The organism is Streptomyces albicerus (genome assembly GCF_008905045.1).
Lineage (GTDB): Bacteria > Actinomycetota > Actinomycetes > Streptomycetales > Streptomycetaceae > Streptomyces > Streptomyces albicerus.
This window is the reverse complement of sequence record NZ_VWMY01000017.1, coordinates 136,129-157,911: the sequence shown is the minus strand read 5'-3', so window position 1 is coordinate 157,911 and position 21,783 is coordinate 136,129. Positions and strand designations below refer to the sequence as shown.

Sequence of the window (21,783 nt, the reverse complement as noted above, 5' to 3'; positions counted from 1 at the left end):
CTCAGCCGAAGAAGTTCCGTACGTGCTCCAGGCCGTCGACCAGTGCGTCGATCTCGGCCGGCGTGGAGTACAGATAGAACGACGCTCGCGTGGTCGCAGGAATTCCGTACCGCAGGCAGACAGGCCGTGCGCAGTGGTGGCCGACCCGTACCGCGATGCCCTGCTCGTCGAGGACCTGGCCCACGTCGTGCGGGTGGATGTCACCCAGTGTGAACGAGATCGCCGCGCCACGCTCCTCGGCCGTCGTCGGGCCGATGATCCTGATGTCCGGGACCTCCGCGAGCCGCTTGACCGCGTACTCGGTGAGCGCGTGCTCGTGGGCGAGGATCTTGTCCATGCCGATCGCGGACAGGTAGTCGATCGCCGCGCCGAGGCCGACCGCCTGCGCGATCGGCGGGGTGCCCGCCTCGAACTTGTGCGGGGCGGGAGCGTACGTCGACGAGTGCATCGACACCGTCTCGATCATCTCGCCGCCGCCGAGGAACGGAGGCAGGTCCTCGAGGAGCTCCTGGCGGCCCCAGAGGACGCCGATGCCCGTCGGGCCGCACATCTTGTGGCCGGTGAAGGCCACGAAGTCGGCCTGTAGGGCCTGCACGTCCAGCGGCATGTGCGGGGCTGCCTGCGAGGCGTCGATGCAGACCAGCGCGCCGACCTCCTGCGCGCGGCGCACTATCGCCTCGACCGGGTTGATCGTGCCCAGGATGTTGGACACGAGCACGAAGGAGACGATCTTCGTCTTCTCGGTGATGATCTCGTCGATGTTGGACAGATCGAGGCGGCCGTCGTCGGTGAGGCCGAACCACTTCAGCTTCGCGCCCGTGCGCTGCGACAGCAGCTGCCACGGAACGATGTTGGAGTGGTGCTCCATCTCCGTGATGACGATCTCGGTCTCGTGGTCGACCCGGTAGGGCTCGTCGGCCCAGCCGAGCATGTTGGCCACGAGGTTGAGCGACTCGGAGGCGTTCTTGGTGAAGATCACCTCGTCGCGGCTCGGCGCGTTGATGAACGCGGCGACCTTGTCGCGCGCGCCCTCGTACAGCGCCGTGGCCTCCTCGGCGAGCACATGCACACCGCGGTGGACGTTGGCGTTGTACTGCTCGTAGTAACCACTGAGTGCGTCCAGCACCTGGCGCGGCTTCTGCGAGGTCGCCGCGTTGTCCAGGTACACGAGCTTCTTACCGTCGTGGACCTGGCGGTCCAGGATGGGGAAGTCCTTGCGGATCGCCTCGGTGTCGAGGAGGCCCGGCAGCTGTGTCACGCGGATGCGCCACCCTTCGTGTAAACCTCGTAGCCCTCGTTCTCCAGCTTGTCGGCGAGCTCGGCGCCGCCGGACTCGACGATCCGGCCCGCGGAGAAGACGTGCACGTAGTCGGGCTTGATGTAGCGCAGGATGCGCGTGTAGTGCGTGATCAGCATGGTGCCCACCTCGCCGCTCTCGCGGACGCGGTTGACGCCCTCGGAGACGACGCGCAGGGCGTCGACGTCCAGGCCGGAGTCGGTCTCGTCGAGGATCGCGATCTTCGGCTTGAGCAGCTCCAGCTGAAGGATCTCGTGGCGCTTCTTCTCACCGCCGGAGAAGCCCTCGTTCACATTGCGCTCGGCGAAGGCCGGGTCCATGTTGAGACGCTGCATGGTCTCCTTGACCTCCTTCACCCACGTACGCAGCTTGGGGGCCTCGCCGCGGATCGCGGTGGCGGAGGTGCGCAGGAAGTTGGAGACCGAGACACCGGGGACCTCGACCGGGTACTGCATCGCCAGGAACAGGCCCGCGCGGGCGCGCTCGTCGACGGACATCCCCAGGACGTCCTCGCCGTCGAGCAGCACGGTGCCGCTGGTGATCGTGTACTTGGGGTGACCCGCGAGCGAGTAGGCGAGAGTCGACTTGCCGGAGCCGTTCGGGCCCATGATGGCGTGCGTCTCGCCCTGCTTCACGGTGAGGTCGACACCCTTGAGGATTTCCTTCGTGCCGTTCTCGACCTCGACGGTGACGTGCAGGTCTCGGATTTCAAGCGTTGCCATGGGTGCCTCAGGACTCCTGGGAGAGGGAGACGAGCACGTCGTCCCCTTCGATCTTTACGGGGTATACGGGGACGGGGCGCGTCGCGGGAAGGCCGGACGGCTTGCCGGTACGGAGGTCGAAGCTGGAGCCGTGCAGCCAGCACTCGATCTGGCAGTCCTCCACCTCGCCCTCGGAGAGCGAGACGTTCGCGTGGGAGCAGATGTCGTAGATCGCGAACACCTCCCCCTCGGTCTGCACGACCGAGACCGGCGTGCCGTCGAGTTCCACCCGCTTCGGGGTGTCCTCCTCCAGCTCGCTCAGCCCGCAGGCGCGTACGTACGCGGTGGCCATCAGACCGACGCCTCCAGCTCCTCGTCGATCTTCACGAGAAGGCGCTCTTCGATGTCGTCGACGCCGATCTGCTGGACCAGCTCGGCGAAGAAGCCGCGGACCACCAGGCGGCGGGCCTCGTCGGCCGGGATGCCGCGGGCCATCAGGTAGAAGAGCTGCTCGTCGTCGAAGCGGCCGGTGGCGCTGGCGTGCCCCGCGCCGACGATCTCGCCGGTCTCGATCTCGAGGTTCGGCACGGAGTCGACACGGGCGCCGTCGGTCAGAACCAGGTTCCGGTTCATCTCGTAGGTGTCCGTGCCCTCGGCCTTGGCCTCGATGAGGACGTCGCCGATCCACACGGCGTGGGCGTCCTGGCCCTGGAGCGCGCCCTTGTAGGCGACGTTCGACTTGCAGTGCGGAGTGTTGTGGTCGACCAGGAGGCGGTGCTCCTGGTGCTGGCCGGCGTCCGTGAAGTACAGGCCGAAGAGCTCGGCCTCGCCGCCGGTGCCGGCGTACGCGACGCGCGGGTGAAGGCGGACGAGGTCGCCGCCGAAGGTGACCACGAACGACTTGAAGGTGGCGTCGCGGCCGATCAGCGCGTTGTGCTGGCCCACGTGCACGGCCTTGTCGTCCCAGTCCTGGACGGAGACGACGGTCAGCTTGGCGCCGTCGCCCAGGATGTAGTCGACGTTGGCTGCGAGCACGGCGTCACCGGTGTGGTCGATGATGACGACGGCCTCGGCGAAGGCTCCGAGCTCGACGACCTGGTGGCCGTAGGCGATCCCGCCCTCGCCGTGCACGGCGATGCGGATCGGCTCGGTGAGCACCGTCTCCTTGGGGACGGTGACGACTCCGGCCTTCTCGAACGCCGAGTAGGCCTGGGCGGCGACACGGTCCACCGGGGTGCCCGCCTTGCCGATGCGCGCGTCGTCACGGCCGACGGTCTCGACGATGACGCCCTCGGGCGCGTCGATGTCGACCTTCACGCCGTCGCCGGTGGCGACCGCGGTGCCGTCGTGCAGCCCGCGCAGCCGCTCCAGCGGCGTGAACCGCCACTCCTCCTCGCGGCCGTGCGGGACCGGGAAGTCCTGCACGTCGAAGGACGGGGGCGCACTCATGCGCGTGGCGACGGTCGACTCGGCGGCCACCGCGATCTGGCCGGCGGTGGTGGATCCCACCGGGATGTTCTGAGCCTCAGCCATGGCTGTCGGTCTGCTCTCTTTCCTACGTCAAGAAATCTGGCGACTGCTTCGGACGACGGGTCTTAACCGACCGCGCCTTCCATCTGCAGCTCGATCAGCCGGTTGAGCTCGAGGGCGTACTCCATGGGCAGCTCCTTCGCGATGGGCTCGACGAAGCCGCGCACGATCATGGCCATCGCCTCGAACTCGCTCAGACCGCGGCTCATCAGGTAGAAGAGCTGGTCCTCGGAGACCTTGGAGACGGTGGCCTCGTGGCCCATGGAGACGTCGTCCTCACGCACGTCCACGTACGGGTACGTGTCCGAGCGGGAGATCGTGTCGACGAGCAGCGCGTCGCAGAGCACGTTGGACTTGGAGCCGTGGGCGCCCTCGCCGATCTCCACCAGACCTCGGTAGGAGGTACGGCCGCCACCGCGGGCGACGGACTTCGACACGATGTTGGACGAGGTGTTCGGCGCCATGTGGACCATCTTGGAGCCGGCGTCCTGGTGCTGGCCCTCGCCCGCGAAGGCGATGGACAGGGTCTCGCCCTTGGCGTGCTCGCCCATCAGGTAGACGGCCGGGTACTTCATCGTCACCTTGGAGCCGATGTTGCCGTCGATCCACTCCATGGTCGCGCCCTCGTACGCCACGGCACGCTTGGTGACCAGGTTGTAGACGTTGTTCGACCAGTTCTGGATGGTCGTGTAACGGCAGCGGGCGTTCTTCTTGACGATGATCTCGACGACCGCGGAGTGCAGCGAGTCCGACTTGTAGATCGGGGCGGTGCAGCCCTCGACGTAGTGCACGTACGCACCCTCGTCGACGATGATCAGCGTCCGCTCGAACTGGCCCATGTTCTCCGTGTTGATACGGAAGTAGGCCTGGAGCGGAATCTCGACCTGCACGCCCTTCGGCACGTAGATGAAGGAGCCGCCCGACCACACCGCGGAGTTCAGCGACGCGAACTTGTTGTCGCCGACGGGGATGACCGTCCCGAAGTACTCCTTGAAGAGCTCCGGGTGCTCCTTCAGGGCCGTGTCGGTGTCCAGGAAGATGACGCCCTGCTCCTCCAGGTCCTCGCGGATCTGGTGGTAGACGACCTCGGACTCGTACTGGGCCGCGACACCGGCGACGAGGCGCTGCTTCTCCGCCTCCGGGATGCCGAGCTTGTCGTACGTGTTCTTGATGTCCTCGGGCAGGTCCTCCCAGGACTCCGCCTGCTTCTCCGTGGAGCGTACGAAGTACTTGATGTTGTCGAAGTCGATGCCCGAGAGGTCGGAGCCCCAGTTCGGCATGGGCTTCTTCTCGAACAGGCGCAGGCCCTTGAGGCGGAGCTTGGTCATCCACTCCGGCTCGTTCTTCTTCCCGGAGATGTCGCGGACGACGTCCTCGTTGATGCCGCGCTTGGCAGAGGCGCCGGCCGTGTCGGAGTCGGCCCAGCCGTATTCGTACTTACCCAGACCCTCGAGTTCGGGGTGGGCAGTCTCCGTGGGGAGAGTCATGCGGGGTTCCTCCCGGCCGTGCTTGCAGATGCGTTGTCGGTGGTCTTGGGGGCTGCCCTGGGGATGAACGTCGTACAGACGCCGTCGCCGTGGGCGATGGTTGCCAGTCGCTGCACATGTGTGCCGAGCAACTGGGAGAAGATCTCGGTCTCCGCCTCGCACAGCTGCGGAAACTGCTCGGCGACATGGGCGACCGGGCAGTGGTGCTGGCAGAGCTGCTCGCCGACCGGTGCGCTGCGCGCCGTAGCAGCGTACCCGTCCACGCTCAGGGCCTTGGCCAGGGCTTCCGTGCGCTTCTCGGGCGCGGCGGCCTCGACGGCCTTGCGGTACGCCTCGGCCTGGGCGGCCATCCTGGCGCGGGCGAAGGCGACGACGGCCTCGTCCCCGCCCTCGCGCGCCGCGATCCAGCGCAGGGCGTCCGCGGCGAGCTTGTCGTAGGACTGGTCGAAGGCGTCCCGGCCGCAGTCGGTCAGGGCGAACACCTTGGCGGGCCGCCCGCGTGTACGGGCGCCGTAGACCCGCTTCTCACGGGCCTCCACGACGTCGTCCGCGACCAGCGCGTCGAGGTGCCGTCGCACGGCGGCCTGGGTGAGGCCCAGCCGGCCTGCGAGGTCGGCGACGGTCGACGGGCCGTGGTCCAGGATGGATCGCGCGACCCGGTTGCGCGTGGAGCGCTCCCCGGTCGCGAGTTCCTCCTGCGGAGCCGCGCCAACGTTTTTCACAACGCCATTGTTGCGTAATTCCTCAGAGACTGACAAGCCGCGTCCATGCCACCCGGGGTGCGGTGCATCACTTAGGTAAACCTAATCTGACCTGCGGGAATGATCTTTGATCGATCAATTCGGTGGCGCGGTGAGGGGTTGTCGAGGAGACTGCCCAACCATGCCGACACCCCCTCCGACCGGCCCACTCGTCACCCGCGCCACCCTCGCCGCGGACCTGCGCGCGCTCGGCGTACGCCCCGGCGAGACGCTCCTCGCGCACTCGTCGCTCCGTTCCCTCGGCTGGGTCAGCGGCGGCCCGGTCGCCGTCGTCCAGGGACTGCTCGACGCGCTCGGTCCCGACGGCACACTCGTGGTCCCCACCCAGTCCGGCGATCTCTCCGACCCGGCGCTGTGGAGCAACCCGCCCGTGCCCGAGGAATGGTGGGAGACGATCCGCGCCACGATGCCGGGGTACGACCCGCTCGTCACGCCCACGCGCGGGGTGGGCGTGATCCCGGAGACCATACGCACCTGGCCGGGCGCCCTGCGCAGCGCACACCCGCAGACCTCGTTCGCGGCCCTCGGACCGCGCGCGGCGGCGATGGTCGACGGACACGCCCCGGACTGCCGCCTCGGCGAGCGCAGCCCCCTGGCCCGCCTCGAGGAGATCGGCGCCCGGGTGCTGCTGCTCGGCGCGGGTTACGACACCTGCACCAGCTTCCACCTGGCCGAGTACCGGATCCCCTCACCGCGCGTCGAGGTCGGACGCCCCGTCCGTACGCCCGAGGGGTCCCGCTGGGAGATCGTCACGGAGGTCTCCATCAGCTCGGAGCAGTTCGACGAACTGGGAGCCGACTTCGAACGGGACCGTCCGGTCGTACGGGGCCGGGTGGGCGCGGCCGACGCACGGCTGTTCCCCGTGGCCGACGCGGTGGCGTACGCGGAGCGGTGGCTGTCGCTGCACCGCTCGCGCGAGGAGTGGATCACCGATGACGCACCGGCGTCGCGTCGCCCGTGACGCGACCCGCCCTCCGTGCTCCCCTCGGCCGTCCCTAGACTTGGCGCCCATGCGAAGTGAGGCCGCCCATGCGAAGTGAGCCTGTCGTCCAGATCAAGGCTCTGGTCAAGCGATACCGCACGAAAACCGCGGTGGACGGCCTCGATCTGGTGGCCCGGGCGGGCATCACCGCCGTACTCGGACCCAACGGCGCCGGCAAGACGACCACCGTCGAGACCTGCGAGGGATACCGCAAACCGGACTCGGGAACCGTCCGCGTACTGGGCCTCGACCCGATACGCGAGGCCTCCGCCCTGCGCCCCCGCATCGGCGTGATGCTCCAGTCCGGCGGTGTCTACTCGGGCGCCCGCGCCGACGAGATGCTCCGCCATGTGGCCAAGCTGCACGCGCACCCGCTGGACGTGGACGCGCTCATAGAACGCCTGGGCCTCGGCAGCTGCGGCCGTACGACGTACCGGCGGCTTTCGGGCGGCCAGCAGCAGCGCCTCGCGCTCGCCATGGCCGTGGTCGGCCGCCCCGAACTGGTCTTCCTGGACGAACCGACCGCGGGCCTCGACCCGCAGGCACGCCGGGCCACCTGGGATCTCGTACGCGATCTCCGCGCGGACGGTGCCTCGGTCATCCTGACCACGCACTACATGGACGAGGCCGAGCAGCTCGCCGACGACGTGGCGATCATCGACGCCGGCCGGGTCATCGCCAAGGGCTCCCCCGAGGAGCTGTGCCGCGGCGGCGCCGAGAACACCCTGCGCTTCAGCGGCCGCCCCGGGCTCGACGTGGCCTCCCTCCTCAAGGCCCTCCCCGCGGACTGCACGGCGGCCGAGCTGACGCCGGGCTCGTACCGGGTGGGCGGCAAGGTCGATCCGCAGCTGCTCGCGACCGTCACGACCTGGTGCGCCCAGCACGGGGTGATGCCGGAGAAGATCTCGGTGGAGCGGCACACCCTGGAGGACGTCTTCTTGGAGCTCACCGGTAAGGAGCTGCGCGGATGACCGCGGGAACGGACGCCCGGGCCACGGGCGAGGGCACGTACACGCCGAGGCCGGGAGCCGCCCCGCTCCCCCGCATGATCGCGGCGCAGGCCGCGCTCGAGACGAAGATGCTGCTGCGCAACGGCGAGCAGCTGCTCCTGACGGTCATCATCCCGACGCTGCTGCTGGTGCTGTTCAGCGCGGTGGACATCGTCGACACGGGCGAGGGCGAGGCGGTCGACTTCCTGGCGCCCGGCATTCTCGCGCTCGCCGTGATGTCGACGGCCTTCACGGGCCAGGCGATCGCGACGGGCTTCGAGCGGCGGTACGGCGTGCTGAAGCGGCTCGCCGCCTCGCCGCTGCCGCGCTGGGGGCTGATGACGGCCAAGACGCTCTCCGTCCTGGTCACCGAGATTCTCCAGGTGATCCTCGTGACGGTGATCGCCCTCGCGCTGGGCTGGTCACCGGAGGGCAATCCTCTCGCCGTGCTGCTGCTCCTGGTCCTCGGCACGGCCGCGTTCTCGGGCCTCGGTCTGCTGATGGCGGGCACCCTGAAGGCGGAGGCCACGCTGGCCGCCGCGAACCTGGTCTTCCTGCTGCTGCTCGTCGGCGGCGGGGTGATCGTGCCGCTGGACAAGTTCCCGGACGCGGCACAGGACCTGCTCGGCCTGCTGCCGATCGCGGCCCTCTCGGACGGTCTGCGGGACGTGCTCCAGCACGGGGCCGGGATGCCGTGGGGCGACCTCGGGATCCTCTCCGTATGGGCGGTCGTGGGTCTGGCCGCCGCCGGGAAGTTCTTCCGCTGGGAGTGACGCGTGAGCGGCGGGGAAGCGGCTAGCAGGGCCCTCGTGAAAGCGTGCACAAGCGGCCCCCTACGATGGAGACCGTGCCAAACGTGACCCGAGCCGATGCCGCTCAAGCCGTGCGCAACCCGCTCGCCTTCATCGCCGAACGCTGGACCCCGTCACCCCGGACGGTCCAGCGAGCCGCACTCGCCGCACTCGTCATGGCGGTGCTGATCGTGGTCACCGGTGGTGCCGTCCGGCTGACCGGCTCGGGCCTCGGCTGCCCGACCTGGCCCAAGTGCACCGACGACTCGCTCACCACCACGAGCGAGATGGGCGTGCACGGGATCATCGAGTTCGGCAACCGCATGCTGACGTACGCGCTGTCCGCCGCGGTCGGCTGGGCGATCATCGCCGCACGCTCGCAGAAGCCGTTCCGGCGCAGCCTCACGCGGCTCGGCTGGGCGCAGTTCTGGGTCGTCATGGGCAACGCGGTCCTCGGCGGCATCGTCGTGCTCGTCGGCCTCAACCCGTATACGGTCGCCGCCCACTTCCTCCTCTCCACCGCGCTGATCGCCGTCGCCACGGTGATGTGGCAGCGCACCCGCGAGGGCGACGACGTCGCGCGTCCGCTGGTCGGCAAGTCGGTGCAGCAGCTTGTGTGGGTCCTGGTCGCCGTGACCGTCCTGCTGATCGCGGTGGGCACGGTCGTCACCGGCTCGGGCCCGCACGCCGGCGACTCGAGCGAGGTCGAGCGCATCCCGCTGAACTGGGAGAACATCACCAAGCTGCATGCCGTCCTGGCCTGGGTCGTGGTGACGCTGACCTTCGCCCTGTGGTTCGTCCTACGGGCCGTCGACGCCCCCAAGGGCCCCCTGCACCGCACCCGCGACCTCTTCCTGGTGCTCCTCGGACAGGGCGCCATCGGGTACGTCCAGTACTTCACCGACCTTCCGGAGGTCCTGGTCGGCCTCCACATGTTCGGCTCCTGCCTGGTGTGGATCGCCACGCTCCGCGTCCTGCTGGCACTGCGGGAACGGCCGGAGGCCGTGACGGAACTGCCGGGACAGTCGACGGAATCGGCACTCACGCGCGCGTGAGCCAACGGAATCAACCTTCACGCGCGCGTGAGTCGTTCGTAAGCCATTCACAGGCGGCCGTAAGTCATCCGTAGGCAGCCACGAGATCGTCCATCGCGGGGCCGAGGTAGGTCCGCGTCAGCTCGGCCCTGCGTGCCGTCCACTCCGCGGTGGGCGGCTCCGCGGTGGGCGGCGCGGGGTCCTCGTACCGCCGTCGCCGTATGTCCTCGACCACCTCGACGGGCGCGCCGAGTCCCGGCAGCAGGCCCAGGGCCTCCCGCTTGGATATCAGGCGGCCATCCTTCAGGGTGACCGCGGCACGGGCGTACGTGACGAGCCCCAGGTCCACCCAGACGTCCTGTGTCCAGTTGCTGACGCGGTCGACCTCCCGCCGCCAGAAGTCCCGCTGGTCGCGCACGACGAACTCGGCGAGTTCACGGTCCGACACCGGCGGCAGCAGGTCCTCGGGGGACTCGCCGTGCAGGACCAGACCGAAGGTGTGCAGCTCGCGCCTGGTCACCGGCGTGACGGGCCTCTTGAACAGCTGCTCGTGCGCCCAGGTGAGGTGGCGCCACTCCGTGCCCGCCGCCGTCCGGGGCGTCAGGTAGCTGCAGTGCAGGTGGGCGGCGAGCGGCTCGGCACGCAGGCGGGCGTGCAGTCGCGCCACCCGCCAGACGGTCCTCGCCGTGATCGGGTCGTCCAGGACCGCGATCAGGTCGAGGTCGCTGCGGCCCTCCTGGTAGTCGCCCCCGGCGAGCGATCCGTGGGCCCACGCTGCGGCCGGCCGCAGCTCTTTCAGCCCGGCGAGGAAGCGGTCGAGTAACCGGGCGGTCGCGTGATCGTCTCTGTCTGCCATCCGTCCAGTCTGGACACCTCACTCCACCCCGTACACCCGGCGCGCGTTCCCCGCGGCGATGAGCCCCGCCACCCGCTGCGCGTCGGCCAACGACCAGGCGCCCTCGGCGACCCAGGTGCCCAGCACCCGGGCGAGCGCGTCGCGGAAGAGACGTGCTCCGACCACATGGAGTTCGGGCAGGCCCTGTGCGCCGCTGGAGAAGATGAGCTTGCCGAAGGGGGCCAGCTCCAGGATCTCCGAGAGCACGGCCGCCGCCCGGGCCCCCGTACGCACGAGCGCCGCGCCCAGGTCGGCGTACACATGCGGGAAGACCCCGGCGAGATGCGCCGCGTGACGGTGGTACGGATAGCCGTGCAGCAGAACCAGATCGGTGCCGAGGCCGGCCGTGGCACGGGCGAAGTCGGTGAGCAGGACGGGGTCGGTACGGTCGATGCGCAGGCCGGGTTCGCCGAGCCCCGCGTGGAGTTGGAGCGGCAGGCCGGAGGCGACCGCGATCCACAGCAGGTGTCTGAGCAGGACCGGATCGCTCAGCGCCCCGCCCACCCTGCGGCCCGCCAGCCACCGGCCCGCCGCGCCCCGCACCTCTCCCGGTCCGGGCGGCTCCGGCGCGAGCGCCAACCCGTGTCGTACGCCCGCCACCGATGTGAAGGCCACGGCGTTCGCGGCCGCCCCGTGCACCGACTCTGCGAGATTGGCGAGAAACGACTCGACGGTCCCCGAGGTGTCGGCGACCTGCTCGGCGAGCAATTCCAGGCGGACGATCTCGTGGGCGTGCGCGCCCCCCGTGGAGGCCATCTCGCCGGGGCCGGTCAGATCGCCGGGCAGACCGGTGTCGACCAGATACGTCGTGATCCCGCTGCCCCGCAGCAGCCTCCGCCCCGACTCCAGGACGCCGAGCTCCCGGCGTCGCGCGAGATAGCGGGCGGGCGGACAGTGCGGCTCCAGTCCCAGCAGGGGCGGACACCAGCGGCGTACAGCGAACCCGGTCTGTGTGTCGAAGAACGTGGTCCCGGCGGCGGGCGGGCCCTCGCCCCGGGCGAGGTGGGCCTCGAAGGTGCCGAGGCCCAGCTCCGTCCGCAGCACGCCGTGGCAGTACTGGTCCACCAGCGACGGCGTTTCGATCATCCGGCCTCCCCCACGAGTGGGCCCTGCCATTTACAGGGCCTAACGGGTGAGGTGGGTCTCAGGTGTTGGTTCGGGTTGTTTCTGAAAGTGCGGGCCCGTCGTGGCTGGTCGCGCCCACGCGGCGGAGCCGCATATGTCACAGCCCCGCGCCCCTAAAGGGGCGCGGCAGCTGAGGCCCGCCTTAGGCGTTGCGGGGGCCGCCCAGTTGGATGCCTGCCATGCGCGTCCACTCGTACGGGCCCGTCTTGACCTTGTTCGCGAACTCGCCGTCGAACGACTCGTGGACGGTGATGCCGGACTTCTTCACGGCCTGTTCGGCGATGGGGTAGGTCGGGGCCACGAGGTCGCCCCAGGTGCCGTCCTCGGCGACGAGGACGATCCGGGCGCCCTTCTGGCCGAGGTACGCGATCTGCCCCTCGGCGCCGCCGTGCGCCTGGGCGAAGGAGGAGATCTGCTTGACGAGCTTCGCCACGCGGCGTTCCGTCTTCGCGTCCTGCGTGGGGCTCGCGCCCTCGTCAACCTGCTGGGTGTCTGCCATGGCCAGGATGCTACCGACGGGTAGATCGCCTGGCGACGCCCGGCCCAAGTGGCCTTGCCCACGCACGCCGCCCCACAACGGCGCCCAGTACGCAGAGCGTCAGCGAAGGAAGGGGTCCACCGCTACCGCCACGAAAAGCAGCGACACGTAAGTAATCGACCAGTGGAAGAGCCGCATCTCCTTCAACTTGGCGCCGACGGCGCCATCCCTCGCGCGGGACTGCAGCCCGTGCGCCTCCCAGAGCCAGAAGCCGCCGGTCACGACGGCGACGACCGTGTAGAACCAGCCGGTGTAGCCGAGCGGCGTGAGGAGCAGGGAGACGGCGACCATGGCCCAGCTGTAGAGGACGATCTGCCGCGCGACGACCTTGTTGGAGGCGATGACCGGCAGCATCGGCACGCCCACGCGCGCGTAGTCGTCCTTCACCTTCATGGAGAGCGGCCAGTAGTGCGGCGGCGTCCAGAAGAACATGACCATGAAGAGGATGACCGGCGCCCACGACATGGAGTTGGTGACGGAGGACCAGCCGATGAGGACCGGCAGACAGCCGGCGATGCCGCCCCACACGATGTTCTGCGAGGTACGCCGCTTGAGGATCATCGTGTAGACGACGACGTAGAAGAGGAGAGCCCCCAGCGACAGCCAGGCGGACAGCCAGTTGACGGTCAGGCCGAACAGCAGCGTGGAGACCACGGCGAGCGTGATGCCGAAGGCGAGGCACTCCCGCGGGCTGACCATGCCGGTGACCAGCGGACGCTGCGAGGTGCGCGCCATGAGCGCGTCGATGTCCCGGTCGATGTACATGTTCAGGGCGTTGGCGCCGCCCGCGGAGAGGAAGCCGCCGACGCAGGTGAGGAGCACCAGCTTCAGATCGGGCACACCCTGCTGCGCCAGGAACATCACCGGAACGGTGGTGATCAGCAGCAGTTCGATGATCCGCGGCTTGGTGAGAGCGACGAACGCCTTGACACGGGCCCCGAACGGCCGGTGGTGGTTCGTACCCTGGCTCGTCCCACCGACTACTCCCGCAGGACGGGATTCAACGGCCGTCACGCACACCCCTGACAGAGACATCCCAGCAAGCCCCGGGTGTGAACTCCCGGTAAAGGCTCGCGCGTACCACGCCACTGTAGACGTTGCCCAGACCCCGACCTTCGCGGGGGTCCTGTCGTGTTGAAAGGGCCCCGCGAAGGACTGAACGGCATCGGATTGAGCAGTCGGATGAGCGGCTCCGTATTCACTTGCCGAATACGGAACGCGCCGGTCGGGAGGCGGGAGAGGGAGAGTCCCGGCAGTCTGGAATGACTCGAAAAATTGCGCGTTCCCACGGGGGTAGGCTCGACAGCGGCCGGTGGGCGCGACGTGCACCGGCATTCGACATGTGGAACATGTGGAGAGGAGCCCTGACCCAGGGTGAGCACCAAGCCGACCACAACAGACCTCGAGTGGACCGAGTTGGACCAGCGGGCCGTCGACACCGCCCGCATCCTGGCCGCCGATGCCGTACAGAAGGTCGGTAACGGCCATCCGGGTACGGCGATGAGCCTGGCACCCGCCGCCTACACCCTCTTTCAGAAGGTGATGCGGCACGACCCGGCGGACCCGGACTGGACCGGTCGCGACCGGTTCGTGCTGTCCGCGGGCCACTCTTCTTTGACCCTCTACACCCAGCTCTACCTGGCGGGCTTCGGCCTGGAGCTGGACGATCTGAAGTCCTTCCGGACGTGGGGCTCCCGGACCCCGGGGCACCCCGAGTACGGGCACACTCCCGGCGTGGAGACGACGACCGGCCCGCTGGGCCAGGGCGTCGCCAACGCGGTGGGCATGGCGATGGCCGCCCGCTACGAGCGCGGTCTGTTCGACCCGGAGGCCGCCCCCGGCACCTCCCCGTTCGACCACTTCATCTACGCCATCGCCGGTGACGGCTGCCTCCAGGAGGGCATCTCCGCCGAGGCGTCCTCCATGGCCGGTCACCAGCAGCTCGGCAACCTGATCCTGCTGTGGGACGACAACCACATCTCGATCGAGGGCGACACCGAGACGGCCGTCTCCGAGGACACGGCTCTGCGGTACGAGGCGTACGGCTGGCATGTGCAGCGCGTGGAGCCGAAGGAGAACGGCGACCTCGACCCGGCCGCCCTGTACGCGGCGATCGAGGCCGCGAAGCAGGTGACCGACAAGCCGTCGTTCATCGCGATGCGTTCGATCATCGCCTGGCCGGCGCCGAACGCGCAGAACACCGAGGCCGCGCACGGCTCGGCGCTCGGCGAGGACGAGGTCGCGGCCACGAAGCGCGTGCTGGGCTTCGACCCGGAGAAGTCGTTCGAGGTCGCCGACGAGGTCATCGCGCACACCCGCGCGTTGAGCGAGCGCGGCCGTGAGACCCGCGCCCAGTGGGAGAAGCGGCTCCAGGAGTGGCGCAACAACAACCCCGAGCGCGCGGCCGAGTTCGACCGCGTCGCCGCGGGTGAACTGCCGGCCGGCTGGGAGGAGAAGCTCCCGGTCTTCGAGGCGGGCAAGGGCGTCGCCACCCGTGCCGCGTCCGGCAAGGTGCTCCAGGCGCTCGGCGCGGTCATCCCCGAGCTGTGGGGCGGCTCCGCCGACCTGGCCGGCTCGAACAACACGACCATCGACAAGACGTCGTCGTTCCTTCCGGCGGACAACCCGCTGCCGGAGGCGGACCCCTACGGCCGCACGATCCACTTCGGCATCCGCGAGCACTCCATGGCCGCGGAGATGAACGGCATCGCGCTGCACGGCAACACCCGTATCTATGGAGGCACCTTCCTGGTGTTCTCCGACTACATGCGCAACGCCGTCCGGCTGTCCGCACTGATGCACCTGCCGGTGACGTACGTGTGGACCCACGACTCCATCGGTCTGGGCGAGGACGGCCCGACCCACCAGCCCATCGAGCACCTGGCCTCGCTGCGCGCCATCCCGGGCCTCAATGTCGTCCGCCCCGCGGACGCCAACGAGACCATGATCGCCTGGCGCGAGATCCTCCGCCGCTACACCAAGGTCTTCGGCAAGGGCGCCCCGCACGGCCTCGCGCTGACCCGTCAGGGCGTGCCGACGTACGAGCCCAACGAGGATGCGGCGAAGGGCGGTTACGTGCTCTTCGAGGCCGAAGGGTCCGAAGGACAGAGCGCAGTGCCCGAGGTCATCCTCATCGGCACCGGTTCCGAGGTGCACGTCGCCGTGGAGGCGCGCGAGCAGCTCCAGGCCTCCGGGGTGCCGACGCGGGTGGTCTCGATGCCGTCCGTCGAGTGGTTCGAGGAGCAGGACCAGGGGTACCGGGACTCGGTGCTGCCGCCGTCCGTCAAGGCTCGGGTCGCGGTCGAGGCCGGTATCGGTCTGACCTGGCACCGCTTCGTCGGGGACGCCGGTCGCATCGTTTCCCTGGAGCACTTCGGTGCTTCGGCCGACGGCAAGGTCCTCTTCCGCGAGTTCGGCTTCACTGCCGAGAACGTCGCCTCCGCCGCCCGGGAATCGATCGCCGCAGCCCAGCGCTGACGCTGACATACGACACGTAGGAGATGCATTTTCCATGACAGACGCACTCAAGCGCCTCTCCGAGGAAGGCGTCGCGATCTGGCTGGACGACCTGTCGCGCAAGCGGATCACGTCCGGCAACCTCGCCGAACTGATCGACCAGCAGCACGTCGTGGGCGTCACCACCAACCCGTCGATCTTCCAGAAGGCGATCAGCGGCGGCGACGGGTACGAGCAGCAGCTCGCCGACCTCGCCGCCCGCAAGGTCACCGTCGAAGAGGCCGTCCGCATGATCACGACGGCGGACGTCCGGGACGCCGCCGACATCCTGCGTCCGGTCTTCGACGCCACGCAGGGCCAGGACGGCCGGGTCTCGATCGAGGTCGACCCGCGCCTGGCGCACAACACCAAGGCGACCGTCGCCGAGGCCAAGCAGCTGGCCTGGCTCGTCGACCGCCCGAACACGCTGATCAAGATCCCGGCGACCAAGGCGGGCCTGCCCGCGATCACCGAGACGATCGGCCGGGGCATCAGCGTCAACGTCACGCTGATCTTCTCGCTGGAGCGCTACCGCGAGGTCATGGACGCCTACCTCTCGGGCCTGGAGAAGGCCAAGGCCGCCGGCCTCGACCTCGCCAAGATCCACTCCGTGGCGTCGTTCTTCGTGTCCCGCGTGGACACCGAGATCGACAAGCGGATCGACGCCCTGGGCACTCCCGAGGCGAAGGCCGCGCGCGGCAAGGCGGGTCTCGCCAACGCGCGGCTCGCCTACCAGGCGTACGAGGAGGTCTTCTCCTCGGACCGCTGGCTCGCCCTCGACAAGGCGCAGGCCAACAAGCAGCGTCCGCTGTGGGCCTCGACCGGCGTCAAGGACAAGGCCTACAAGGACACCCTGTACGTCGACGACCTGGTCGCGCCGAACACGGTGAACACCATGCCGGAGGCGACCCTGTTCGCCGCCGAGGACCACGGACAGATCACCGGCAACACCATCGCCGGTACGTACGAGCAGGCCCGCGCCGAGCTCGACGCCGTCGAGAAGCTCGGGATCTCGTACGACGACGTGGTCCAGCTCCTGGAGGACGAGGGCGTCGAGAAGTTCGCGTCGTCCTGGAACGACCTGCTCAAGTCGACCGAGGCGGAGCTCCAGCGCCTCGCCCCCTCGGAGGGCTGAAATCTTGTCAAGCAGCAATCCGCTGCGTGACCCGGCGGACCGACGGCTCCCGCGTATCGCGGGGCCGTCGGGCCTCGTCATCTTCGGGGTCACGGGCGATTTGTCCCGTAAAAAGCTGATGCCTGCTGTTTACGACCTCGCCAACCGCGGCCTGCTGCCCCCGGGCTTCTCGCTCGTCGGCTTCGCCCGCCGCGAGTGGGCGAACGAGGACTTCGCGGAGGTGGTCCACGACGCCGTCAAGGCGCACGCCCGTACGCCCTTCCGCGAGGAGGTCTGGCAGCAGCTCATCCAGGGGATGCGCTTCGTCCAGGGCACCTTCGACGACGACGACGCGTTCGAGCGGCTGCGCGAGACGATCGGCGAGCTGGACAAGGCGCAGGGGACGGGCGGCAACTTCGCCTTCTACCTCTCCGTGCCGCCGTCCGCCTTCCCCGTGGTCATCCAGCAGCTGAAGAAGCACGGCCTGGCCGACCAGTCGAGCGGCTCCTGGCGGCGCGCGGTCATCGAGAAGCCCTTCGGCCACGACCTGAAGTCGGCCGAGGAGCTCAACGCGACCGTCGAGGAGGTCTTCGCCCCGGACCAGGTCTTCCGCATCGACCACTACCTGGGCAAGGAGACGGTCCAGAACATCCTGGCGCTGCGCTTCGCGAACCAGATGTTCGAGCCGATCTGGAACCGCTCGTTCGTGGACCACGTACAGATCACGATGGCCGAGGACATCGGCATCGGCGGCCGCGCCGGCTACTACGACGGCATCGGCGCCGCCCGTGACGTCATCCAGAACCACCTCCTCCAGCTGATGGCGCTCACCGCCATGGAGGAGCCCGCCTCGTTCGACGCGGACGCGCTCGCCGCCGAGAAGACCAAGGTGCTCGGCGCGGTGAAGCTGCCGAAGGACCTGGGCAGGAGCACGGTCCGCGGTCAGTACGCCGAGGGTTGGCAGGGCGGCGAGAAGGCCGTCGGCTACCTCCAGGAAGACGGCATCGACCCCCAGTCGAAGACCGACACGTACGCGGCGATCAAGCTGGAGATCGACAACCGCCGCTGGGCGGGCGTCCCCTTCTATCTCCGTACGGGCAAGCGTCTGGGCCGTCGCGTCACCGAGATCGCCGTCGTCTTCCAGCGTGCCCCGCACTCCCCCTTCGGCCACACGGCGACGGAGGAGCTGGGGCAGAACGCGATCGTCATCCGCGTCCAGCCCGACGAGGGCATCACGGTCCGCTTCGGCTCCAAGGTGCCCGGCACCTCGATGGAGATCCGGGACGTCTCGATGGACTTCGCGTACGGCGAGTCCTTCACGGAGTCCAGCCCGGAGGCGTACGAGCGGCTGATCCTCGACGTACTGCTCGGCGACTCGAACCTCTTCCCGCGCACCGAGGAGGTCGAGCTGTCCTGGGAGATCCTCGACCCGATCGAGGAGTACTGGGACAAGCACGGCAGGCCGGCGCAGTACCCGTCCGGAACGTGGGGGCCCGTCGAGGCGGACGAAATGCTCGAGCGAGACGGACGGAGCTGGCGTCGCCCATGAAGATAGATCTCACGGACACCACGGCCAGCAAGATCAACAAGGCGCTCGTGAAGGGCCGCCGGGCCATCGGCACACCTGCCGTCGGCATGGTCCTCACCCTCGTCATCGTCACCGACGAGGAGAACGCCTACGACGCCTTGAAGGCGGCCAACGACGCCTCGCGCGAGCACCCTTCGCGCACCCTCGTGGTCGTCAAGCGCGTCTCCCGCTCGCCCCGCGACCGCACGAAGTCGCGCCTCGACGCCGAGGTACGGGTCGGCGCGGACGCGGGCACCGGCGAGACGGTCGTCCTGCGGCTGTACGGCGAGGTCGTGGACCACGCCCAGTCCGTCGTACTCCCCCTGCTCCTGCCGGACGCCCCGGTCGTGGTCTGGTGGCCGGTGGGCTCCCCGCGCGACCCGGCCAAGGACCCGCTGGGGGCGCTGGGCCAGCGCCGGGTCACCGACAGCTACGCGGCGGAGAAGCCCGTCGACGAACTGCGGGCCCGCGCCGAGACCTACGAGCCGGGCGACACCGACCTGGCATGGGCGCGGATCACCCCGTGGCGCTCGATGCTGGCCGCCGCCCTCGACCAGATCAGCTGCGAGGTCATCTCCGCCGAAGTGGCGGGCGAGGAGTTCAACCCGAGCGTCGAACTGCTCTCCATGTGGCTCGCCGACCGGCTCCACGTACACGTCCGGCGCGCGATCTCCGCCGGTCCCGGCCTGACCCAGGTACGCATGGAGACGACCATCGGCCCCATCACGCTGCACCGGTCGGACGGAGCGATGGCCACGCTGGCGCTGCCGGGCCAGCCGGACCGCGCGGTGGCGCTCAAACGCCGCGAGACGTCCGAGTTGCTCGCGGAGGAGCTGCGGCGGCTCGATCCGGACGACACGTTCGCGTCCTCCCTGCGGTTCGGGGTGGACCGGCTGGGAGGGATCCAGTCCGCCTCGCAGCGGGCCGAGGCGCTCGCTCACACCCCGGGACCCCTGCCGGTCCGGACGGTGCCGGACTCGGCAGCCCCGGGCCGCACGTCCGCGCAGGCTCCGCCGCCCGCCGCCCCGTCGGGCGACAGCAACGGCGACGCCGGCCGGCCCACTCCGGCACAGATGCCCCCGGTCAAGAAGGCAGATCCGCAGTGAGCACTCCGCAACTGGTCGTGCATCACGACAAGGAGCTGATGGCGCAGGCCGCCGCGGCCCGGCTGATCACGAAGATCGTGGACGCGCAGGCCTCGCGCGGCTACGCCTCTGTCGTGCTGACCGGTGGCCGCAACGGCAACGGCCTGCTTGCGGCGCTCGCGGCCGCGCCCGCCCGGGACGCCATCGACTGGGGCCGGCTCGACCTGTGGTGGGGCGACGAGCGCTTCCTGCCCGAGGGCGACCCGGACCGCAATGTCACCCAGGCCCGTGAGGCGCTCCTCGACTCGGTGCCGCTGGACCCGAAGCGCGTGCACGCCATGCCCGCGTCGGACGGTCCCTACGGCAAGGACGCGGATGCGGCGGCCGCTGCCTACGCGGCCGAACTCGCCGATGCCGCCGGGCCCGAGAACCACGGCCCGGTCCCGTCCTTCGACGTGCTGATGCTGGGTGTCGGCCCCGACACCCATGTGGCGTCGCTCTTCCCGGAGCTGCCCGCGGTCCGCGAGACGGAGCGGACGGTGGTGGGCGTGCATGGCGCTCCGAAGCCGCCGCCGACCCGTGTCACTCTCACCCTGCCCGCGATCCGGGCGGCCCGTGAGGTGTGGCTGCTCGCGGCGGGCGAGGACAAGGCGCAGGCCGCGGCCATCGCCCTGTCGGGCGCGGGCGAGATCCAGGCCCCGGCCGCCGGGGCGTACGGCCGCCAGCGCACGCTGTGGCTCCTGGACGCGGCGGCGGCTTCCCAGCTGCCGAGGTCGCTGTATCCGCCGGCTTCGCCCTGAGTCCACCAGCTCCACCAGCTCCAGCAGCTCCAGCAGCTCCAGCAACCCACCAGCTCCACCAGAAAGCCCCAGGTCAGCGACCTGGGGCTTTCGTTGTCCGCTTCCTCAAGGGATCTCTCAGAGCTCACAGGGCTCACGGGGCGATGTTGTGGTTGAGGCGGAACAGGTTTCCCGGGTCGTAGCGCCGTTTGATGTCAGTCAACCGGGCGTAGTTTCCCCGGTAGTTGGCGCGTACGCGGTCCTGGTCGTCGCCGTCCATGAAGTTCACGTAGCCGCCCTCCGCGGAGTGCGGCCGGAGGGCGGCGTAGAAGCCGCGTACCCAGTCCTTCTGGGCCTCGCAGTCCTCGCGGCTGGTCAGGGTGGGACTGAGCGCGGTCGCGAAGTCGGCGTCGCGGTAGGAGAAGGCGGTCTCCTCGGGCGCGACCCGGTGGCAGGCGCCGTCGAGGGGGAAGACGACCGTCACGCTCTGGATGGAGGGGGTCGAGGCGCCGTGCTCGACGTACGCGTCGATGGCACCGTCCGGCAGGCCCTGGCTGAAGGTGCCCTTCCAGTAGTGGAAGAGCCCCGGGGGCACCAGTTCGTCGAAGAGGGTGTTGATCACCGGGTAGGGCATGCGTCCCACGCTCTGCCCCAGCACCGGGCCGAGCGCGGCGAGACGGGCACGGACCCGGTCGTCCTGGTCCTCCGGCCCGGTCCAGCAGGTGACCACTCCGCACACCGGCCGCCCGTGCCAGCGCTCGGGGAGGAACGGAAGCGGCGGACCGAGCCCGACCACGAGCAGCGCGCCGAGCTGCTCGTCTGATTCGGCGATCAGCTCCCGGTAGCGGCGGATCACATCGCCGTCGAGCGGGTAGAACGTCGGACCGCCGAGGATGTCGGCGATGGGGTGCAGCCGGTACGCGAAGGACGTGACGACGCCGAAGTTGCCGCCGCCACCGCGCACCGCCCACATCAGGTCGGCGTTGCGCTCCTCCGTGCAGGTCAGGAAGTGTCCGTCGGCCGTCACCAGGTCGACCGAGACCAGGTTGTCGCAGGCCAGGCCGCAGCGGCGGGCCAGATAGCCCATGCCTCCGCCCGTGGTCAGACCGCCGACGCCGGTCGTCGAGACGATCCCGCCGGTGGTGGCCAGTCCGAAGGCGTGCGTGGCGTGGTTGACGTCGGCCCAGGTGCAGCCGCCCTCGACCCACGCCGTACGCGTCTGCGGGTCGACGCGGATCCCGCGCATCCGTCCGAGGTCGAGGACCACACCGTCGTCGCAGGTCCCGTAGCCGGGGACGCTGTGGCTGCCGCCGCGTACCGCGAGCGGCAGCCGCGTCTCGCGGGCGAAGTCCACGGTGGCGATGACATCGCCCGTGTCGACGGCCCTGACGATGATCGCCGGCCGCTTGTCGTGCATGGCGTTGTAGACCTTGCGGGCCACGTCGTAGTCGGGGTCGCCGGGCTCGACGATGTCGCCGCGCACGACACCCCGCAGCCGCTGCAGCTGCTGCTCGTCCAGGGCTGGTGTGTAGGTGGTCATGACCGCCGCCTGCTTTCCGTGGCGTCGGGGAACGGGTTGCACCTCCGGTGTACGCGCGGCGCCGGGCGGCCCT

The 21,783-nt window shown here is 69.6% G+C and carries 20 protein-coding genes; 9 read left to right on the top strand and 11 right to left on the bottom strand.

The genetic code is table 11. The annotated features are described in order from the left end of the window. Position 1: 1 nt before the first annotated feature. From GAS53_RS17215 to GAS53_RS17190, 6 genes are all read right to left on the bottom strand, one after another. Positions 2 to 1,258: a cysteine desulfurase gene (locus GAS53_RS17215; RefSeq protein ID WP_151478485.1), complete on the bottom strand. Its 1,257-nt coding sequence runs from the start codon at positions 1,256 to 1,258 to the stop codon at positions 2 to 4. Next, entirely contained in the window at positions 1,255 to 2,019 is a 765-nt protein-coding gene (gene sufC, locus GAS53_RS17210; RefSeq protein ID WP_151478484.1) for a Fe-S cluster assembly ATPase SufC, read from the bottom strand. The genes GAS53_RS17215 and sufC overlap by 4 nt, the downstream gene beginning before the upstream one ends. Before the next feature lie 7 nt (positions 2,020 to 2,026). Continuing rightward, the gene (locus GAS53_RS17205) at positions 2,027 to 2,350 is read right to left on the bottom strand and encodes a non-heme iron oxygenase ferredoxin subunit (protein ID WP_151478483.1); all 324 of its coding nucleotides are present in this window, start codon (positions 2,348 to 2,350) and stop codon (positions 2,027 to 2,029) included. Next, positions 2,350 to 3,531: a Fe-S cluster assembly protein SufD gene (gene sufD / locus GAS53_RS17200; protein ID WP_151478482.1), complete on the bottom strand. Its 1,182-nt coding sequence runs from the start codon at positions 3,529 to 3,531 to the stop codon at positions 2,350 to 2,352. Before sufD ends, GAS53_RS17205 begins: the two co-directional genes overlap by 1 nt. Before the next feature lie 62 nt (positions 3,532 to 3,593). Beyond that, the gene (gene sufB, locus GAS53_RS17195; protein WP_151478481.1) at positions 3,594 to 5,015 is read right to left on the bottom strand and encodes a Fe-S cluster assembly protein SufB; all 1,422 of its coding nucleotides are present in this window, start codon (positions 5,013 to 5,015) and stop codon (positions 3,594 to 3,596) included. Then, the gene (locus GAS53_RS17190) at positions 5,012 to 5,737 is read right to left on the bottom strand and encodes a helix-turn-helix transcriptional regulator (RefSeq protein ID WP_151478480.1); all 726 of its coding nucleotides are present in this window, start codon (positions 5,735 to 5,737) and stop codon (positions 5,012 to 5,014) included. Before GAS53_RS17190 ends, sufB begins: the two co-directional genes overlap by 4 nt. 160 nt (positions 5,738 to 5,897) lie before the next feature. Between GAS53_RS17190 and GAS53_RS17185 the strand changes: the two genes are divergently transcribed. The 4 genes from GAS53_RS17185 to GAS53_RS17170 all read left to right on the top strand — a co-directional run bounded on the left by GAS53_RS17185 (position 5,898) and on the right by GAS53_RS17170 (position 9,593). After that, on the top strand, positions 5,898 to 6,737 hold the full coding sequence (locus GAS53_RS17185) for an aminoglycoside N(3)-acetyltransferase (protein WP_151478479.1): 840 nt from the start codon (positions 5,898 to 5,900) through the stop codon (positions 6,735 to 6,737). A gap of 68 nt (positions 6,738 to 6,805) precedes the next feature. Beyond that, complete coding sequence (locus GAS53_RS17180) at positions 6,806 to 7,729, top strand: ABC transporter ATP-binding protein (RefSeq protein ID WP_151478478.1); 924 nt, start codon at positions 6,806 to 6,808, stop codon at positions 7,727 to 7,729. Then, positions 7,726 to 8,520: an ABC transporter permease gene (locus tag GAS53_RS17175; protein WP_151478477.1), complete on the top strand. Its 795-nt coding sequence runs from the start codon at positions 7,726 to 7,728 to the stop codon at positions 8,518 to 8,520. Before GAS53_RS17180 ends, GAS53_RS17175 begins: the two co-directional genes overlap by 4 nt. A gap of 65 nt (positions 8,521 to 8,585) precedes the next feature. Beyond that, positions 8,586 to 9,593 (top strand): COX15/CtaA family protein, encoded by a 1,008-nt coding sequence (locus GAS53_RS17170; protein WP_151478476.1) that lies wholly within the window; start codon positions 8,586 to 8,588, stop codon positions 9,591 to 9,593. A gap of 64 nt (positions 9,594 to 9,657) precedes the next feature. Here GAS53_RS17170 and GAS53_RS17165 read toward each other — a convergent pair whose 3' ends face one another. The 4 genes from GAS53_RS17165 to GAS53_RS17150 all read right to left on the bottom strand — a co-directional run bounded on the left by GAS53_RS17165 (position 9,658) and on the right by GAS53_RS17150 (position 13,150). Then, the gene (locus tag GAS53_RS17165) at positions 9,658 to 10,428 is read right to left on the bottom strand and encodes a nucleotidyltransferase domain-containing protein (RefSeq protein ID WP_151478475.1); all 771 of its coding nucleotides are present in this window, start codon (positions 10,426 to 10,428) and stop codon (positions 9,658 to 9,660) included. 18 nt (positions 10,429 to 10,446) lie between these two features. Then, on the bottom strand, positions 10,447 to 11,553 hold the full coding sequence (locus GAS53_RS17160) for an amidohydrolase family protein (protein WP_151478474.1): 1,107 nt from the start codon (positions 11,551 to 11,553) through the stop codon (positions 10,447 to 10,449). 181 nt (positions 11,554 to 11,734) lie between these two features. Further along, positions 11,735 to 12,091 (bottom strand): hypothetical protein, encoded by a 357-nt coding sequence (locus GAS53_RS17155; protein ID WP_151478473.1) that lies wholly within the window; start codon positions 12,089 to 12,091, stop codon positions 11,735 to 11,737. Positions 12,092 to 12,190: 99 nt separating this feature from the next. Beyond that, entirely contained in the window at positions 12,191 to 13,150 is a 960-nt protein-coding gene (locus tag GAS53_RS17150) for a heme o synthase (RefSeq protein ID WP_192583145.1), read from the bottom strand. 354 nt (positions 13,151 to 13,504) lie between these two features. Between GAS53_RS17150 and tkt the strand changes: the two genes are divergently transcribed. The 5 genes from tkt to pgl are packed head-to-tail and all read left to right on the top strand — an operon-like array spanning position 13,505 to position 20,191. Continuing rightward, positions 13,505 to 15,607: a transketolase gene (gene tkt / locus GAS53_RS17145; protein WP_151478471.1), complete on the top strand. Its 2,103-nt coding sequence runs from the start codon at positions 13,505 to 13,507 to the stop codon at positions 15,605 to 15,607. Positions 15,608 to 15,641: 34 nt separating this feature from the next. Continuing rightward, complete coding sequence (tal, locus tag GAS53_RS17140; RefSeq protein ID WP_151478470.1) at positions 15,642 to 16,760, top strand: transaldolase; 1,119 nt, start codon at positions 15,642 to 15,644, stop codon at positions 16,758 to 16,760. A gap of 1 nt (position 16,761) precedes the next feature. Further along, positions 16,762 to 18,288 (top strand): glucose-6-phosphate dehydrogenase, encoded by a 1,527-nt coding sequence (zwf, locus tag GAS53_RS17135; RefSeq protein WP_404829244.1) that lies wholly within the window; start codon positions 16,762 to 16,764, stop codon positions 18,286 to 18,288. After that, positions 18,285 to 19,412, top strand: coding sequence for a glucose-6-phosphate dehydrogenase assembly protein OpcA (gene opcA, locus GAS53_RS17130; protein WP_151478468.1), 1,128 nt, complete (start codon positions 18,285 to 18,287; stop codon positions 19,410 to 19,412). Before zwf ends, opcA begins: the two co-directional genes overlap by 4 nt. After that, positions 19,409 to 20,191, top strand: a complete 783-nt coding sequence (pgl, locus tag GAS53_RS17125; RefSeq protein WP_151478467.1) for a 6-phosphogluconolactonase — start codon at positions 19,409 to 19,411, stop codon at positions 20,189 to 20,191. The genes opcA and pgl overlap by 4 nt, the downstream gene beginning before the upstream one ends. Before the next feature lie 133 nt (positions 20,192 to 20,324). Here the strand turns inward: pgl and GAS53_RS17120 are convergent, their stop codons facing one another. After that, complete coding sequence (locus tag GAS53_RS17120) at positions 20,325 to 21,710, bottom strand: FAD-binding oxidoreductase (protein WP_151478466.1); 1,386 nt, start codon at positions 21,708 to 21,710, stop codon at positions 20,325 to 20,327. Between the last annotated feature and the right edge of the window lie 73 nt (positions 21,711 to 21,783).

Bases quoted from the DNA above. Each gene is read 5' to 3' on its own strand.
- GAS53_RS17120 (WP_151478466.1), bottom strand. From the start codon at position 21,710: ATGACCACCTACACACCAGCCCTGGACGAGCAGCAGCTGCAGCGGCTG.
- GAS53_RS17165 (WP_151478475.1), bottom strand. From the start codon at position 10,428: ATGGCAGACAGAGACGATCACGCGACCGCCCGGTTACTCGACCGCTTC.
- opcA (WP_151478468.1), top strand. From the start codon at position 18,285: ATGAAGATAGATCTCACGGACACCACGGCCAGCAAGATCAACAAGGCG.
- GAS53_RS17180 (WP_151478478.1), top strand. From the start codon at position 6,806: ATGCGAAGTGAGCCTGTCGTCCAGATCAAGGCTCTGGTCAAGCGATAC.
- GAS53_RS17185 (WP_151478479.1), top strand. From the start codon at position 5,898: ATGCCGACACCCCCTCCGACCGGCCCACTCGTCACCCGCGCCACCCTC.
- GAS53_RS17155 (WP_151478473.1), bottom strand. From the start codon at position 12,091: ATGGCAGACACCCAGCAGGTTGACGAGGGCGCGAGCCCCACGCAGGAC.
- sufD (WP_151478482.1), bottom strand. From the start codon at position 3,531: ATGGCTGAGGCTCAGAACATCCCGGTGGGATCCACCACCGCCGGCCAG.
- sufB (WP_151478481.1), bottom strand. From the start codon at position 5,015: ATGACTCTCCCCACGGAGACTGCCCACCCCGAACTCGAGGGTCTGGGT.
- GAS53_RS17160 (WP_151478474.1), bottom strand. From the start codon at position 11,553: ATGATCGAAACGCCGTCGCTGGTGGACCAGTACTGCCACGGCGTGCTG.
- sufC (WP_151478484.1), bottom strand. From the start codon at position 2,019: ATGGCAACGCTTGAAATCCGAGACCTGCACGTCACCGTCGAGGTCGAG.
- tal (WP_151478470.1), top strand. From the start codon at position 15,642: ATGACAGACGCACTCAAGCGCCTCTCCGAGGAAGGCGTCGCGATCTGG.
- GAS53_RS17205 (WP_151478483.1), bottom strand. From the start codon at position 2,350: ATGGCCACCGCGTACGTACGCGCCTGCGGGCTGAGCGAGCTGGAGGAG.
- GAS53_RS17175 (WP_151478477.1), top strand. From the start codon at position 7,726: ATGACCGCGGGAACGGACGCCCGGGCCACGGGCGAGGGCACGTACACG.
- GAS53_RS17170 (WP_151478476.1), top strand. From the start codon at position 8,586: ATGGAGACCGTGCCAAACGTGACCCGAGCCGATGCCGCTCAAGCCGTG.